The sequence below is a fragment of the Tildeniella sp. genome (assembly GCF_059505325.1).
This window is the reverse complement of record NZ_JCACKI010000066.1, coordinates 269,174-283,745: the sequence shown is the minus strand read 5'-3', so window position 1 is coordinate 283,745 and position 14,572 is coordinate 269,174. Positions and strand designations below refer to the sequence as shown.

General features: G+C 51.9%; 24 protein-coding genes. 9 read left to right on the top strand and 15 right to left on the bottom strand.

From position 1 onward, the window contains the following. Positions 1–45 precede the first annotated feature (45 nt). Positions 46–909: a lysophospholipid acyltransferase family protein gene (locus AC5JO6_RS24395; RefSeq protein ID WP_496083638.1), complete on the top strand. Its 864-nt coding sequence runs from the start codon at positions 46–48 to the stop codon at positions 907–909. Positions 910–1,007: 98 nt separating this feature from the next. On the opposite strand, the gene AC5JO6_RS24390 is transcribed toward AC5JO6_RS24395, so the two are convergent. Both AC5JO6_RS24390 and AC5JO6_RS24385 read right to left on the bottom strand, forming a co-directional pair. Further along, positions 1,008–1,493: a low molecular weight protein-tyrosine-phosphatase gene (locus AC5JO6_RS24390; protein ID WP_496083637.1), complete on the bottom strand. Its 486-nt coding sequence runs from the start codon at positions 1,491–1,493 to the stop codon at positions 1,008–1,010. Between the two features lie 138 nt (positions 1,494–1,631). Then, positions 1,632–1,976 (bottom strand): YbaB/EbfC family nucleoid-associated protein, encoded by a 345-nt coding sequence (locus AC5JO6_RS24385; RefSeq protein WP_496083636.1) that lies wholly within the window; start codon positions 1,974–1,976, stop codon positions 1,632–1,634. Between the two features lie 97 nt (positions 1,977–2,073). Between AC5JO6_RS24385 and AC5JO6_RS24380 the strand changes: the two genes are divergently transcribed. The 3 genes from AC5JO6_RS24380 to AC5JO6_RS24370 all read left to right on the top strand — a co-directional run bounded on the left by AC5JO6_RS24380 (position 2,074) and on the right by AC5JO6_RS24370 (position 3,972). Next, positions 2,074–2,346: a hypothetical protein gene (locus AC5JO6_RS24380; RefSeq protein ID WP_496083635.1), complete on the top strand. Its 273-nt coding sequence runs from the start codon at positions 2,074–2,076 to the stop codon at positions 2,344–2,346. 28 nt (positions 2,347–2,374) lie between these two features. After that, the gene (locus AC5JO6_RS24375) at positions 2,375–3,289 is read left to right on the top strand and encodes a hypothetical protein (protein ID WP_496083634.1); all 915 of its coding nucleotides are present in this window, start codon (positions 2,375–2,377) and stop codon (positions 3,287–3,289) included. 533 nt (positions 3,290–3,822) lie between these two features. After that, positions 3,823–3,972: a PsaJ protein gene (locus AC5JO6_RS24370; protein ID WP_496083633.1), complete on the top strand. Its 150-nt coding sequence runs from the start codon at positions 3,823–3,825 to the stop codon at positions 3,970–3,972. 105 nt (positions 3,973–4,077) lie between these two features. Here the strand turns inward: AC5JO6_RS24370 and tatC are convergent, their stop codons facing one another. Next, positions 4,078–4,896, bottom strand: coding sequence for a twin-arginine translocase subunit TatC (tatC, locus tag AC5JO6_RS24365; RefSeq protein WP_496083632.1), 819 nt, complete (start codon positions 4,894–4,896; stop codon positions 4,078–4,080). Positions 4,897–5,175: 279 nt separating this feature from the next. On the opposite strand from tatC, the gene AC5JO6_RS24360 reads away from it, so the two are divergent. Further along, positions 5,176–6,141 (top strand): protochlorophyllide reductase, encoded by a 966-nt coding sequence (locus AC5JO6_RS24360; RefSeq protein WP_496083631.1) that lies wholly within the window; start codon positions 5,176–5,178, stop codon positions 6,139–6,141. Positions 6,142–6,425: 284 nt separating this feature from the next. Here AC5JO6_RS24360 and AC5JO6_RS24355 read toward each other — a convergent pair whose 3' ends face one another. The 4 genes from AC5JO6_RS24355 to AC5JO6_RS24340 all read right to left on the bottom strand — a co-directional run bounded on the left by AC5JO6_RS24355 (position 6,426) and on the right by AC5JO6_RS24340 (position 7,448). Further along, on the bottom strand, positions 6,426–6,665 hold the full coding sequence (locus AC5JO6_RS24355) for a type II toxin-antitoxin system HicA family toxin (protein WP_496083630.1): 240 nt from the start codon (positions 6,663–6,665) through the stop codon (positions 6,426–6,428). Next, on the bottom strand, positions 6,665–6,883 hold the full coding sequence (locus AC5JO6_RS24350) for a type II toxin-antitoxin system HicB family antitoxin (protein WP_496083629.1): 219 nt from the start codon (positions 6,881–6,883) through the stop codon (positions 6,665–6,667). Before AC5JO6_RS24350 ends, AC5JO6_RS24355 begins: the two co-directional genes overlap by 1 nt. A 92-nt stretch (positions 6,884–6,975) precedes the next feature. Beyond that, complete coding sequence (locus AC5JO6_RS24345) at positions 6,976–7,245, bottom strand: type II toxin-antitoxin system RelE family toxin (protein WP_496083628.1); 270 nt, start codon at positions 7,243–7,245, stop codon at positions 6,976–6,978. Further along, a complete protein-coding gene (locus tag AC5JO6_RS24340) occupies positions 7,242–7,448 on the bottom strand; it encodes a RelB antitoxin-like protein (protein WP_496083627.1) in 207 nt (68 codons plus the stop codon). The genes AC5JO6_RS24345 and AC5JO6_RS24340 overlap by 4 nt, the downstream gene beginning before the upstream one ends. A 202-nt stretch (positions 7,449–7,650) precedes the next feature. On the opposite strand from AC5JO6_RS24340, the gene AC5JO6_RS24335 reads away from it, so the two are divergent. Next, positions 7,651–7,929, top strand: a complete 279-nt coding sequence (locus tag AC5JO6_RS24335) for a type II toxin-antitoxin system HicB family antitoxin (RefSeq protein WP_496083626.1) — start codon at positions 7,651–7,653, stop codon at positions 7,927–7,929. Here the strand turns inward: AC5JO6_RS24335 and AC5JO6_RS24330 are convergent. Next, positions 7,884–8,282 carry a type II toxin-antitoxin system VapC family toxin gene (locus AC5JO6_RS24330; protein WP_496083625.1) on the bottom strand — a complete coding sequence of 133 codons (399 nt, stop codon included), beginning with the start codon at positions 8,280–8,282 and terminating at the stop codon, positions 7,884–7,886. The genes AC5JO6_RS24335 and AC5JO6_RS24330 overlap by 46 nt on opposite strands. Further along, positions 8,279–8,533, bottom strand: a complete 255-nt coding sequence (locus tag AC5JO6_RS24325) for a hypothetical protein (protein ID WP_496083624.1) — start codon at positions 8,531–8,533, stop codon at positions 8,279–8,281. Before AC5JO6_RS24325 ends, AC5JO6_RS24330 begins: the two co-directional genes overlap by 4 nt. A 13-nt stretch (positions 8,534–8,546) precedes the next feature. Between AC5JO6_RS24325 and AC5JO6_RS24320 the strand changes: the two genes are divergently transcribed. Beyond that, entirely contained in the window at positions 8,547–8,726 is a 180-nt protein-coding gene (locus AC5JO6_RS24320) for a hypothetical protein (protein WP_496083623.1), read from the top strand. Between the two features lie 58 nt (positions 8,727–8,784). Here AC5JO6_RS24320 and vapC read toward each other — a convergent pair whose 3' ends face one another. Together vapC and AC5JO6_RS24310 are read right to left on the bottom strand one after the other, a co-directional pair. Continuing rightward, positions 8,785–9,186 carry a type II toxin-antitoxin system tRNA(fMet)-specific endonuclease VapC gene (gene vapC / locus AC5JO6_RS24315; protein WP_496083622.1) on the bottom strand — a complete coding sequence of 134 codons (402 nt, stop codon included), beginning with the start codon at positions 9,184–9,186 and terminating at the stop codon, positions 8,785–8,787. Continuing rightward, entirely contained in the window at positions 9,183–9,479 is a 297-nt protein-coding gene (locus AC5JO6_RS24310; protein WP_496083621.1) for an antitoxin, read from the bottom strand. The genes vapC and AC5JO6_RS24310 overlap by 4 nt, the downstream gene beginning before the upstream one ends. A 188-nt stretch (positions 9,480–9,667) precedes the next feature. Here AC5JO6_RS24310 and AC5JO6_RS24305 point away from each other — a divergent pair, with 188 nt between their 5' ends. Beyond that, positions 9,668–10,021 (top strand): DUF6883 domain-containing protein, encoded by a 354-nt coding sequence (locus AC5JO6_RS24305; RefSeq protein WP_496083620.1) that lies wholly within the window; start codon positions 9,668–9,670, stop codon positions 10,019–10,021. Between the two features lie 6 nt (positions 10,022–10,027). Next, positions 10,028–10,279 carry a DUF4926 domain-containing protein gene (locus AC5JO6_RS24300; RefSeq protein ID WP_496083619.1) on the top strand — a complete coding sequence of 84 codons (252 nt, stop codon included), beginning with the start codon at positions 10,028–10,030 and terminating at the stop codon, positions 10,277–10,279. Positions 10,280–10,334: 55 nt separating this feature from the next. Here AC5JO6_RS24300 and AC5JO6_RS24295 read toward each other — a convergent pair whose 3' ends face one another. The 4 genes from AC5JO6_RS24295 to AC5JO6_RS24280 all read right to left on the bottom strand — a co-directional run. Next, positions 10,335–10,571 carry a hypothetical protein gene (locus AC5JO6_RS24295; RefSeq protein ID WP_496083618.1) on the bottom strand — a complete coding sequence of 79 codons (237 nt, stop codon included), beginning with the start codon at positions 10,569–10,571 and terminating at the stop codon, positions 10,335–10,337. Positions 10,572–10,670: 99 nt separating this feature from the next. After that, complete coding sequence (locus AC5JO6_RS24290; RefSeq protein ID WP_496083617.1) at positions 10,671–12,554, bottom strand: tetratricopeptide repeat protein; 1,884 nt, start codon at positions 12,552–12,554, stop codon at positions 10,671–10,673. Then, on the bottom strand, positions 12,541–13,974 hold the full coding sequence (locus tag AC5JO6_RS24285; RefSeq protein ID WP_496083616.1) for a hypothetical protein: 1,434 nt from the start codon (positions 13,972–13,974) through the stop codon (positions 12,541–12,543). Before AC5JO6_RS24285 ends, AC5JO6_RS24290 begins: the two co-directional genes overlap by 14 nt. Positions 13,975–14,288: 314 nt before the next feature. Further along, the coding region (locus AC5JO6_RS24280) for a hypothetical protein (protein WP_496083615.1) at positions 14,289–14,572 on the bottom strand (284 nt) is incomplete at its 5' end.

Sequence of the window (14,572 nt, the reverse complement as noted above, 5' to 3'; positions counted from 1 at the left end):
AGTCGTACGTGTAGTTTCCGCATCTCGTCTGTCGCTGTGTACGCTATGAACTTGCTTGATCCATCTAGACCGCTTTACGCCACAGGGCAACTGCCATCAGATTTTGATAATCAGACGAGTCCGCTCGGTTACGAGCAAAAAGCTTGTCAAAAACCCGTCTATATCGACGCTGTTCATTCGTCTGCGGGACAGGCAGAGTCAAATGCGTCGCTGGTCGTGCGCGTACTGAAAGGATCAGCCCTTCATCACAGTCAGCCAGTAGCGGTTCCAGCAGACTCTCAGTGCTCTTCGTGGTTGGCATCACTGGTTTATCCGCTGGGTCGCCATATCGTTGCGCCCTTCTACTTCAGGCGGATTGAAATCAACGGGCGCGAAAACCTACCTCGAACGGGTCCGATCATTCTTGCCCCGACTCACCGCTCCCGCTGGGATGCAATGATGATCCCCTATGCGGCAGGGCATGATATTACGGGTCGTCACTTACGCTTCATGGTTTCGGCAGATGAGGTCAGGGGACTGCAAGGCTGGTTTATTCGGCGCTTAGGCGGGTTTCCGATCGACACCAAGCGTCCAGCGATCGCGAGTCTGCGTCATGGCGTTGAATTGTTACAGGACGGACAAGCCCTTGTCATCTTTCCAGAAGGCAATATTTTTCGGGAAACGCAGGTACAGCGACTTAAGCCGGGATTGGCAAGACTGGCGCTACAAGCAGAAGCCAGCCAGCCAGATCTGGACATTAAGGTTGTGCCCATTCGCGTTTACTACAGCAAGCCCTTTGCCCCTTGGCGTTGCCGCGTCAAGGTTTGCATTGGACAACCCCTCCGCGTTGCGGCTTACGATTTGAAAATGCCGAAGCAAAGTGCCCAACTGTTGACGGCTGATTTGAAGCAGGCGATCGAAGCGTTATAGAGCGATCGTACAGGCTGTCAGAAGTCAGTCGTCAGAAAAAGCTGATCGCTTAACGCGTTAGTCCTGTTCACAAGGCTAGAGTGCTACAGCATAGAGCGCTATTGACTGATCGTTAGTTCGTTGGTTACGTCAACCAACAACCCTTCGCAGGCATCGAACAGCAGATCAATCACCTGATTGAATCCTTCTGCCCCGCCGTAGTAAGGATCGGGGACTTCTTGGAGCGTGTGGCGAGTGCAAAAATCACACATGAGCCGCACTTTCTCCCGATATTTGCCTGTTGGGTCAAGTGCGAGGATGTTAGCAAGATTCTCTCGATCCATCGCAAGGATGCGATCGAACGTCTCGAAATCTGAACGAATGAACTGCCGCGCACTACCGCACAGAACAATGCCTTGCTTTTGGGCAGCGATCGCCATGCGTCGGTCAGGTGGACTGCCAATGTGATAACCAGCCGTGCCTGCTGAGTCGCAGACAATGCGATCGCTCAAATTTGCTTGAGCGATCAGATGATTCATAATATTCTCCGCCGAGGGAGAGCGGCAAATGTTACCGAGACAAACGAATAGCAGCTTGTAAGGCATTGGCTATGCCCAAACTCCACAAAATCAACGTGTTGGGGATGAGTCTATCGGCAGAAGCTCTAAACGCCGGACGTTCGGGAGCAATACTTCATCTGATGTCTGCCATCAGCCGCAGCCTGTAATCTCGTCCAAAGTCTCTTACATACCAGGCAGGTTGAGTCCACCAGTTAGCTCTTCCATCCTCTCCCTCATAGTGGCGGTCGATTTGTTGTAGGCATCTTTCATCGCTGCCGTAACCAGATCTGAGAGCACCTCTGCACCCTCACCAAGAACATCAGGCGAAATCGTGACACCGAGAGGCTCCTGGTTGCCACTAAGAACAACCTTCACCAATCCACCACCGGATTCACCCTCAATTTCCATCTGTTCCAGTTCTTCTTGAAGCTTTCTGGCTCCCTCTTGAACCTGTTGCGCTTTCTTGAAGGCTTCTGTCAGCTCCTTCATTTTGCCGAGACCGAAGCCAAATCCCTGTCCTTGTGACATAACGTATAGCGGGTTGCGAATTGAACGTAAGCAGTTAGTGGTTCCATTATGGCATTGCGCATCCAGGCAACGTCATTTTTTGTAAAATCACTGGTTTTTGGTCGTTAGCGGTCAGCGGTTAGCGGTCAGCGGTCAGCGGTCAGCGGTCAGCGGTCAGCGGTCAGCGGTCAGCGGTCAGCCGATCGCTCACTATGCAGAAAATGTCGTTGCTCAAACGGTTGCTGTGAACAGGCAGGAGCTGGGTTTTGTTGGGCTAATGACACCGCTTCGTAACAGTGGCTACCGTTGGGTTGGCAGAAGCTATCGATTTCTTAAGAGAAGCTCAAATAAGGGGACGGTTTTGCTAAAACTATTTCACAATGATCGCTAACGTGCAGTAGTGATGAGGAACAGTGACTATGCCAATGAATCCTCTCTTCTATCCAATCAGCGATTCAGCCCGAACACAAAATCTGCATGATCAGATTCAAATTGCACTGGCGATCGCCGATCGGCATGTACTGCAATCACTGCTCGAAAACTGCATCCCCACCCTGGCAAAAGGGCAGCATGTTCATGCCATCTCAACTCAGGTAGGTGTACCCACAGGCAATCAGCAAACTGCTGACGGCATTGTGCAGTTTGAGTCCAAGCGTTGCAGGTTGGCAGCGCCTGAAGAGCGGACTGAGCGGACTGTGGCGAATAGTAGCCGCACGCTTGAAAGTCGGGAACTGGCAAGGTTGACTCAGCATGAATCGGATCTTCAAACGCTGGGAAACAGTCTGCCACTGTCTCTCACCGTCTCTCTCCTTGCCGAATCGGGGTTTCACTCGGAGCAAATTGAAGAGATTCTACACTTGCCCTATGATGCATGGCACAAATCGTGGTGGTACGCGATCGATCCTGGCGGGAACTTCACCCTCCCCTTTCTACGGCAGATGCGTACCTTACGCTACCCCGATGGCACCTTCACGCTTCAGTACAAAGACTTTTTTGAACAGGACAATCCTAACTGTTTCATTAGCCGTACTGAAAAGGTGCTGGTGTTGATTAAACCCGACTCGCAAGGCTTTGGGGAAACGTTAAGGCAAATCAATTACCAACGGGACGCGCTTGGCATTGATAAAGCAATCCTAATTTGCAGCACGATTTCAGATCTAGAAGCCCAGGGGTTTATCAATCAGGGGATCAGCGTTTATCCTGCGGTTGAGCTAATTTTGCCCACGCAATCAAACTGTACTCAGTGTGGACGCACAGAGTGCGCCATGAATGGTGCTTCAGATTCACCAGTGGCGCTATGCTACGGTTTTTTACCAGAAAGTGAGTTTGTTTAACCTGATAGCGGTGAAGGCTCGACACACTCTTTTTTTTGCTTTTGGCTTGCTGTAAGTTTTAACGAGTAGCGTTGCTGTCGTAGCAGTGCCAATTTCTGCTGTCTCACTTCACGGCGTTGATGCTGGCTGTTGTCGATATAGCGGTTCCTAATCCAGTGAAGTAAAGTCGCAAAGAGGCAGAAGGCAGACTTCGGCGTGAGCTTCGACGTGAGCTTCGACGTGAGCGCTCAGCCGAACAGCGCTCAGTCGAACGAGGTCAGACGTTTAAGAGCACGGCGGCTTTCCTCCTGCCTTCCGCCTTCTGCCTCCTGCCTTCTGCCTTAAACCCTCAGCCCTTGTACCGCACTCTAATGGGAACCGCCATAACTGAGAAACTTAGAGCTAGGATCTGCCAGCGCGATCGGCTCTGTCACACGGTACTTCAAGCTTTAGCCTATAGGGATTGAGTCATCTGCATCCTCCTTTTGATTGAGCGCAGAAACAGCAATCATCGTTAGGCTGAAGTCGTTCTACCGTTCACTCAACACTTGATCATGGCAAAACCAGACAGCCAAGCTAACTTTTTTCTTCGGTATCTTTCTACTGCCCCTGTGCTTGCGATCGTTGCAACGTCCATTGCGGTTTCTACCTGGGCATTGTTCAACTACGTTTTCCCAGACCTTTTGTTTCATCCCATGCCGTAAGAGTTGCTATGTGGAGAGCCGTTACATGTGATGGCTCTACACACAGCCTTATCGTTGAGATAGGTTTGTGGTGATGCAAGAAATTGGCTTGCTGGCTCGATCGCGCTACTTGCCTAGTAGCTTCACTAAACCAACGCCACCAAAATAGAGTCCGACGACTGCGCCACCTAACAGGCTTTGAGTCAGTGGATCAGTGGAAGGGGTCAGGACAGCACCGAGAACGGCGGCTCCAAGGAAGACGTAACGCCAGCCGGACAGCATTTGCTTAGAAGAGACGATGCCCAGTAGACCGAGGAGCATTTGAATGATCGGAATTTGGAAGGCAAGCCCAGTGCTGAACATGAGCAGCAGGATGAACTCGAAGTAGCGATCGATTGACCAGAGTTGCTCCACGACATCTGCGCCGTACGAGATGAAGAAATTGAGCGCCGCAGGAATCAATGCAATGTAGGCAAACGCCAAGCCACCGACGAACAGAAAGCTAGAGCCAAAGACGATCGGGGCGAGTAATTTACGTTCGCTACGGGTCAAACCTGGCAGCACAAACGCAATAATTTGGTACAAAATAACGGGACTTGCCAGCAGTACACCGCTGTAGGCTGCTACTTTCATCGAAACGAAGAAGTATTCTCCCGGTGCCAGTTGAAGAAACTTGACCGCACCAGCCGGAACTTCGAGTAGTTGAACAATCTGCTTAACGAAGAAGAAACAGCCGACAATGCCTACCGCAACGGCGATTAGCGCGTAAAAGATACGTTGACGCAGTTCTTCCAAATGGTCGAACAACGACATTTCGACATCATCCAGCACATCGTCTGCAATGACATCTTCTGTAGCCACGCTCAAATCCTGCGCCAAAGCCGGATTGGCATCAAGGGCGAAGTCCTGTTGGGGTAACGTTTCTAATTCCGAAGGAGCCGTCATGGGTCGCGTCTGTCCGTAGGTCTTCTCACTATTGTATCTGGGTCGGCAGTGGGAGCAAGCGATTGGTGGGAAGTGAGGGGGAGAGGGGAGAGGAGTGAGGGGAGAGGGGAGAGGGGTAAGGAGTTTTGGGAGCAGTCATCGGTCAGTTTCTCACTTTAGCCTTCTGCCTTCTGCCTTCTGCCTCCTACCTTTTCCCTGCTGACTTCCTCCAAAATAGTCTTGGTCGGCAACAATGTGAGATCCTGAAGACAGTCAGTGGGACAACGGAGACTGAACAAAATGACACAAGATCGATCGCGGACAGTCGTAATCACGGGCGCATCGTCGGGAGTCGGGCTGTATGCAGCGAAAGCTCTTGCCGCACGGCATGAATGGCACGTCGTGATGGCGTGTCGAGACTTGGCAAAAGCGGAGCAGGTTGCCCAACAGGTGGCGATGCCGAAAGATAGCTACACTCTTATGCACATTGATGTCGCCTCGCTAGACAGTGTGCGCCAGTTTGTGGCTCACTTCAGGGCAAAAGGACGATCGCTGGATGCCTTAGTAATCAACGCTGCCATCTATATGCCGTTGATCAAAGAGCCTCTGCGTAGCCCTGAAGGTTTTGAGTTAACGGTCGCTACTAATCACCTTGGACATTTCCTGTTGTGCAATCTTCTGCTGGAAGATTTGAAGCACGCTGCGTCTGGTGAGCCACGGCTTGTCATTTTAGGTACCGTGACGCATAACCCCGATGAACTGGGTGGCAAGATTCCACCACGTCCCGATTTGGGCGATCTGAAGGGGTTTGCTGATGGCTTTAAGGCACCGATCGCCATGATTGACGGCAAGAAATTTGAACCCGTCAAGGCATACAAAGACAGCAAAGTTTGCAACGTGTTGACCATGCGCGAGCTGCATCGGCGCTATCACGAGTCAACGGGCATCATCTTTAGCTCACTCTATCCCGGTTGCGTGGCAGATACACCGCTGTTCCGTAACCACTATCCGTTGTTCCAAAAGCTCTTTCCGCTGTTTCAGAAAAACATTACGGGCGGCTATGTGTCTCAGGAGTTGGCGGGTGAGCGGGTTGCCGTTGTAGTTGCTGATCCTGAATACAAGCAGTCGGGTGCTTACTGGAGCTGGGGGAATCGTCAGAAGAAAGATGGTAAGTCGTTTGTGCAGAAAGTTTCGCCCCAGGCACGCGATGATGAGAAAGCCGATCGCCTGTGGGAACTGAGCGCTCAGTTGGTCGGACTTGCGTGACTAATGCAGAGATGGTGATTAAGGCTTTGGAAAGGTCATTGTTGTTTGGCAGCAAGAAACGCTGGACGTGATCTCTGTGCCGATTTCGTGGGTGACGCTGTTACCTGACGCTCGGGGACGTACAAAGAGTTCAGCGATCGAACCAAGCTAACTCAGTCGAAACACCCTCCCCTACTTCCCACTCCCATCTCCAGGGCTTCTATTGCAGGAGTTGGGAACGCCGATCGTGCTTCAGACAGAACTGATCACATCATTCATTACGAGTTAAGAAAATTTCGACCACGTTAGCTATTTTGATAAGCGTTCAAGAACTCATCGCAAGTAATGCCTGCTTGTGTACAAAGGGTTCTCAACGTAGAGCTTTTGATTTGCTTGTGGTTCGGTAAGGTCAGAGGGGTTTCGGTGCCATCCTCGTTTGAGCACACCATTGAAATATGCTCTTTCTCACGCACGATCGCAAAGCCCAGTTGTTCCAGTGCCCGGATGACTCGCGCTTTGGGAGCATCGACTGGAAACTTGGGCATTAGATCAGCGCCTCGGCGATAAACGCTTCTAAGACGGGTGTTTCAGGGTTGAGCACGTGTTCACCAAAGGTTTCGATGTGGAAGCGAAGGGCTGATTTGACATCGGCAAGGGCTTCTTCATAGCTATCGCCTTCACCAATGACGATGCCTTCGATGCCAAGAGGATAGGCAACGTAGCCGTCTGGATGTTGCTCGACAATAATTTTAATGTTTTTCATGGGTTGGTGTTCCTCTCCACTCGTTTCCCAATTCTACCCGCCTGCACTTTCATCCCTCATCACTACAACCCCACTCCCTTGCAGGTCTTGGTTTACGGGAAAGAGCGGTAGATGTCTCGTCGATGCTGGACACGGGCAAAGGTCACGACATTGTTTTGAATGAAGATGCCAATGCGGTAGTCGCCAACCCGAAGACGATACGCGTTGTCGTCTCCCTTGAGCTTTTTAAGCTGACTAATTTGATCCAGGCGATCGTAGCTGGGGATTTCCTGGAAGGCAAGAGTTTTAATAGTCTCGAAAACAGGTGTTTTTTTAAGTGCCTTTAGATCTCGAATAAAGCTGGGGAGGTAGCTGGTGTTCACGATTCTTCCAACGCACTCAGGGCTGCACTAAGGGTAAGCGGCGTTTCGTGACGCACCGCTTGCATAGCACGATATAGCCCTTCGTCCTCTATGGCGGCAAGCAATACTTGGTAATCGGCAAGGTCTAGAATGACTTTGCGGACGTGCCCTTGAGCGTCGGTAATCAATTCTTGCGCGAAGGGATAGGCTTCAGCAGGTTCCATAGAAATGTTGGGTCACGAACGACTGTGCTTTCCCCAATTCTACTCGTCCTTACAGTTCTGAATCCCGATACCCCACACCCCACACCCCACACCCTATTTCTCTCTCCCCTCTCTCATCTGTCGCAACAGGTCTTGCATCATTGGATGGTCGGCGAGATGGGCATGATAGTCTGTAAGAGACACTCTGGTGAAGGAATAGCTGATGGCTTTGCGAGACCATATCACAGCAACAATCTACTTCGGTAAACAAAACGGTTATGTTGCCGAGTGTGAGGAGATTGCTGTTGTGTCTCAAGCGAACAGTCTGGATGAGGTTGTGCAAAGTCTGCGTGAGGCAGTGGCGCTGCATCTACAAGGGGAAGATCCGGCTGAGTTTGGCTTGGTAGAAAAGCCTTCTCTGATTGTCACGTTTGAACTGCTGCCTGCGTATGCCTCTCATCGCCAAACGGTCGCTTGCATGACATCAAAGTGGAAATCATAAGTCCAAACGGCAAGCTTTAGTCGTTGCGAGATCGCGGTGGTGGTGGCATCAAAGAGGGTAATTGCCTGGTCTGAATAGTGCTGAATCAGTTGGGTAGCGGCTTGATAATCGGCGATCGTCGGTTGAAGGAAGTCTGCGCCAGCAGCGATCTCCTGCATGTACCGAAAGCCGATCATGGTTCCCAACCGTTTAACGATAAGGCTATGGGCTTCGAGAAATATAGGGTAGGGAACCAACACGGTGAGTTTTTGGTTCGTCAAGCGTTCTATTTCTGCCAACGCTTGAGCGTGATAGCGATCGCTTGGATCGTAAGCGGCATAGAGAGGTCCTGTATCGGCAAGCACGCTTTTCACGCCGACGTTTCCTGATCGATGTTGGCAAGCACTTGATCGTGTTCGATCGAGGTATTGCGATAGCCACTGCCGTGTTCGGCGGGGGTAATATGGAGGCGTTTTCTGCTTTGGGAGAGATAGCCGCGTTCGGATAAAAAGGTTTCTAGAGCGGTTTGCAGAACGTCAGGGATATTCGTTGGGTGGGGTTGATCTTGAATGTAGTCTGCGATCGCTTGAGCAAGGCGATCGGGCAGTTCGGTGCTCAGATGCATCGGCAAAATCCAAATGAGATATGTCTCTATTATTGCTTGCTGTCTGAAGCGCGATCGCACGTTGCTGAGGAGCCAATCGCCTCCCCCCACTCTTCTCACCTTACTTTCTGCCTTTTACCTTCTACTTCCCACTCCCAACTCCCGACTCCCCACTCCCCTCCCTCATCTGTCGCAGCAGGTCTTGCGTCGCTGAATGATCGGAGAGTTGCCCCGTTTCACCTACCCGAATCAATTTGCCTGGATCGCCTTGCTTAAAGCACCCAGTTATCTAACTCTAGGTTCTGAATGCGAGAGAATTCATTGGTGTTATTAGTAACCAGTGTCAGGTTCAGGGCAATTGCCTGGGCTGCAATCAACAGATCCATCGCTCCAATGACTGTTCCTTGCCGTTCAAGTGTGGCTCGAAGTTCTCCATAAGCTTGAGTTGTTCTTTCGTCAAACGGAACAATTTCCAGTGGCAGTAAAAATTGGCTGAGGGCGGCTCGATTCTGTTCGATGCGCTGGCTTTTGTAAGCGCCATATTCTAGCTCTGCTACGGTAATCGATGAAATGCCAACGTCAGATAAATTCAAAGCTTGAAAGCGATCGACTACTTGCTGCGGTTTGCGCTTAATGATGTAGATGCAGATGTTTGTGTCGAGCAAGAATCTCACTCAAACAGCTCCTCACGCGATTGCAGTGGGAGTCGATCGCTTGCGTCCATAAAGTCATCAGAAAATTGCTCTAGACTTTCAAACAGCGATCGCCACGGATCGTCTTTCGATAGCAGCACGATCGCATTGCCCATTTTTTTGACGTAAACTTCACTACCCGCCAGATGAAACTGTTCTGGCAAAACGACGACTTGACTGTTTCCATCCGTTGTTAGCTTGATTGTTTCCACTTTTTTCTCCGTCTTTAATGGCTGACTAAGATCAATGCCCAGCGCCTTGACTTGCTGATTCATTCAGTCAATCGCCCTTACTCATTCTTCATCCCTCTATCTTCCCTCACTCCCTACTCCCTACTCCCCACTCCCATTTCTCATCTGTCGCAGCAGGTCTTGCGTCACCTCATGCTCCGAGAGTTGCCCCGTTTGCCCTGCACAAATCGCTTGTATGATGAAGTGCCTGAGCAAAATGGATTGCATTACTGATGAAAGTGCCGTCAGGCTTGGTGATTCAAGATCGGAAGTTGACTCATTATCTTCTTGTTTACCAAGCTGAGGATGATAAGTCTGAGTTTTTAGCAAGTGCTGGCTACACGCTACAAACCTGGCAACTGCTCAAGCGAAATAGACTCAGTGCAATGGCAATCGCCGAAGTAGCAGAGGTGATGTCTACTGACTGGGGCGATCGCTTCAAGGTGAAAGCTCAGTGGGATGGGCTGAATGGTCAAAGGCTCAGGGTTATTATAATTTGGCAGCAAGACGAAGATTCAGATACTATTCGCTTCATTACGTTGTATCCAGATAAAGCAAGCGATCGCGACAAGAGGAAGAGAGGTTAGGACAAAATGCCAACGGATGCCATTTTTCATTGGGTTGTTTTGAACCAGGATATTCCTAACACGGCTATAAAAGCGGGCGATCGTGCAGTGATTGTCGATCGCTTACCTGCAACTGCTAAACAGCCCGAACCGGGTTATGTCTTGGAGGTGTTTGAGCAGGGAGAAACGCTGGATGTGGTCTCGGTGCCAACTTCGTGGGTGACACTGCTACCTGATGTTTGGGGTCAGACGGGCGGTGCGGCGATCGAAGCAAGCTAACTCGGTGGAAACTCACTGATCGCTGCCCAGGCGCTGGTATCGACAAAGAGCCGATTCATTCTGGATTGCTGTAGAGAGAGCGATCGTGGTTAACGGCAGTATTTTTTAAGCGACCGGGAACGGCATCGCGTCCGAGGGCAAGAAAAACATCAACGGCTTCCTCAGTCCAAACACTGTTGCTTGCTGCTTTGAGGGGGCTGGCTGTCGCGAGTTTTTCGCCTAAGAGGGCACGTTCTTCGGTTGGGAGGGAGAGAATCGCCTGGACGAGTGAATCAACCAGTTGAGTGTTCATAGCGGCGAGGGTTAGTTTTGCCTGAATCTAGTCTATTGTCTCCAGTTCCTTTCCGTACTACCGCTTTACCCCTACACCCCACACCCTACACCCCACACCCTATTCCTCCCTCCCCTCCCTCATCTGTCGCAACAGGTCTTGCGTCGCTGGATGGTCGGAGAGTTGCCCCGTTTTCCCTGCCTCCATCACTGACTGCAAAAAGCCCCGGAAGTTTTGCCGCAGCGTTTGGGTCTTGGGATGGTCGTCTCCTAGTTTCTCAGTCCGGATGGCTAATGCCCGCAGATACAGCGGCTCTGCCTCCGCGTAACGTTCCTGAGCACGGTAGAGGTATGCCAGATTAATTAGATCGATCGCCACTTCAGGATGATCGCAGCCATAACAACGCTCATCAATGTCGATCGTGCGAATGTACAGCGGTTCTGCCTCCGTGTCGCGTCCCTGAGCGCGGTAGAGGTATGCCAGATTGTTCAATCTGGTTGCCACAGCGGGGTGGTCTGCGCCGAGCTGCTGTTCCCCGATCGCCAATGCTCTGAGGTACAGCGGTTCTGCCTCCGCGTAGCGTCCCTGAGCCTCGTAGAGGTTTGCCAGATTGTTCAGATAGGTTGCTACAAGGGGATGGTCTGCGCCGAGCTGCTGTTCCCCGATCGCCAATGCTCTGAGGTACAGCGGTTCTGCCTCCGCGTAGCGTCCCTGAGCCTCGTAGAGGTTTGCCAGATTGTTCAGATAGGTTGCTACAAGGGGATGGTCTGCGCCGAGCTGCTGTTCCCCGATCGCCAATGCTCTGAGGTACAGCGGTTCTGCCTCCGCGTAGCGTCCCTGATTCTTGTAGAGGTTTGCCAGATTGTTCAGCGTGGTTGCTACCTCCGGATGGTCTGCGCCTAGCTGCTGTTCACTGATTGCCAATGCTCTGAGGTACAGCGGTTCTGCCTCCGCGTAGCGTCCCTGATTCTTGTAGAGGTTTGCCAGATTGTTCAGCGTGGTTGCTACCTCCGGATGGTCTGCGCCTAACTGCTGTTCCCCAATCGCTAACGCTCTGAGATACAGCGGTTCTGCCTGCCCGTAGCGCCCCTGAGACTTATAGAGCAATGCCAGATTGTTCAGCGTGGTTGCCACAGCGGGATGGTCTGCGCCTAGCTGCTGCTCCTGAATTGCCAAGGCTCTGAGGAAAAGCGGTTCTGCCTGCCCGAAGCGTCCCTGCTCACGGTAGAGTTCTGCCAACCGACCCAGGCTGGTTGCCAGTGCGGGAGAGTCGCCGTACTTGAGTTGTCCCAGCAGTCCTTCAAACTGAGTGGTCAGGTCGTGGAGTTGCTGCTGGGCAGCCACGTCGGCAAGTGCTTCCAGAGCGGGCAACAGGTAAGTGGTCAAGAGTTCTTGGGTGGTTGCTCCGGCAGTGCGCGCCTGTTCAAACTCACGGATGAGATGGTGCGATCGCTGATAGGCATCGTCAATATTGGCTGTAGAGCCAGTCGCCTGGGCGACTAAGGGCGACGGCGATGAGTTCACCATTGCCTCGGTCAACTGTAGCTGAAGCATAAACCAGCGGTTGAGGTCGGGCATGGCGTGGATGGCTGTCTGCAAAAACACGGGTGTCATCCACCAGATCTGGCGCAGCGGCAGATGTACCAAACGCTCTCGGTTAAAGTTCACGATTCGCAGGGCATCGGGCAGGGGCGTTTGAGTAGAAAACGCGGTGGCAAAGCCAGTGATGGAGACGACTCCCGATTCAAGCTGGTTGAGTGTCTTTAAGAGATAGTCAACTAAGGCAACCGGGTCTTGATAGGTGGGTAGTGTCACCTCATGCAGGGGAATCGATCGCTCCAGCAGAGCCGTTTTTAACGCCTGCATCACCCGCTGACGGGCAAACTCTGAACTAAACTCCACTCGTGTCATGCCACTCCCCGATCGTCCTGCCCACAGCCGCAAGCGCTGCGTCGTATCAATGATGCTTCCCACTGAGGGGGGCGAGGGGTTAGACGCTTCCACCTAAAATGGCTCCTGCACTGTCTGGTTCTAACTGATTTTGGGCTGCCAGGATGTCTACCACGAGGGGATGCACCCCAAACCAGCGTTGCCCGTTAAATTCCTGTACGGCACGGGCGTTGAGCAGCGAATACAGCACCGGATTGGTCATTTGGGCGGCTTTTTCACCTTTGTAGATGCGTTTGAGCAAGTCAGCTTTGTCGCTATAGGTGACTTCTTCGCGATCGAAGGGGCTTTGTCCCAGTCGGCGCTCATAATCGCTGCGGAGATTCACAATCGCTCCCGTCACGTCTGCTTCATTGATCTGCGTTGCCTCTCGGATCAGGGCACTAATGGCGGCATAATTGACCAGACTGAACACATTGGACAGGTTGCCGCCTGATGCCACAACGACTCGCAGCAGTTGGTTGGGTTCAAAGAGGTTGAGATCCATTCGCGCCTGTAGAACTGCCTCAACTGCCTTACGTCCATCTTCGTTGGGAGTGTGGTCAAGGCGATACATGGGGGTATCGGGAATGACGTAGCTGCGATCGCTGGGAAAGGGCAGGCGAGGCGCGTTGGACGAGTAGTAAAGCCCGATGGGTAAGGTGAAAATCAGGTGGGCGCGGAGGTCTTGAAAGATGTTGGCGTAGGTAATGAACAGATCTTCGATGAGGGTGGATGGAATGCCCGCGCGATCGAAGTCTTCGCCGACAAAGAGCCACTGCCGCCCCGTCACGTCTTCCAGCAGCCGATTGCATTCATCCAGCAGGCGATTGGCAATCTCAATCAACGACGTGAGCCGACTGATGCGATAGGCGACGACTTCGATTTTGCGTGTGGCGGCAAACTTCATTTCGCCTTTGAGGTTGGCAAACAGCCCCAGCACCTTGCCCCATAGCGAATCTTCCTTGACACCTGCCCCCGCTTCAATGGTTGCCGTTGCTGCCTGAGTCTGTTCGCGGGTGTCTTTCTCGGTGGCAAACCACTCCCAAATTTCGCGCAGTCTGGCATCAGAGGGTCGTAAGCCTGCACCGCCTTTGTCAACGGGTTGAGCCGTTCGTTCTGCCACCTCAACGATCATTAACAGCAGCACATCCAGCGGCTTAAAACTGCCGGGATCGAGAGCGGTCATCGCACTGAAGCGAATGGTAGAGAACCGATCGTCGATTTTATTGATGAGCCGCGACAGTTCGGTGGATTTGCCCACACCGCGATGTCCCATCACACACGCTTTGAAGAAAAGGTTTTTCTTCGTCGCCTGGTTCAAGCTAATTTGCAACCGCTGCATCTTATCGCCACCGCGCACCGCGTTAATTTCGGGACGATAAAACGCCTGTAACTGCTCGGACGTTTCGAGCGGGGTCGGTTGTAGGGTGTTATCCACATCCTCTAGCGAGGTCGCAGGCGTTATCTGTAGCAGTGCGGCAGAATCAGCGCTCATGGGTTAGCCATACCTCGTTGCTACTTGCACTTATAGCAGCTTTCGTTACTCAAGACCTCACGTTGGAGGTTCATTGGTTTAGGGCGCGTCATCAATTAGCTCCAAAACCTGGCAGTATCAGCCTGATCGCGCCTGCCCCAACACACCAGTCTAGGGGCTGGAACCCTTGCTGCAAGTTATGTGTAGTGTAATTGATGACAGCCCCTAGCGATTTGCTCGATGAGTCACGGTTGAGCGGTGTTAGAAGTTGTCTGAGAAGTGTCTGGCGGTTAAAACCGCGACTACAACAACGAAGTCCGCCGTCGCGGACTCACTCAAATAGTGAACATCCGAGCCTGCGGCGGCAGGCTTTGTCTCTGTAGCTGCGACTTCCAGTCGCCAAAGCAACTTGTTTCTACTTTAAACAGCATCGTTTCTGTTTTAACTGCGTTAGCGAAGCTTTCCGAAGGAATCGTTCTTACTTCAAACAGCATCGTTTCTATTTCAAACAGGAACATTCTCACCTGAAACCGAAAGGTTCCGACTTGAAACAGGAGTGTTCCGACTTGAAACAGGAGTGTTCCAACTTGAAACAGGAGTGTTCCAACTTGAAACAGGA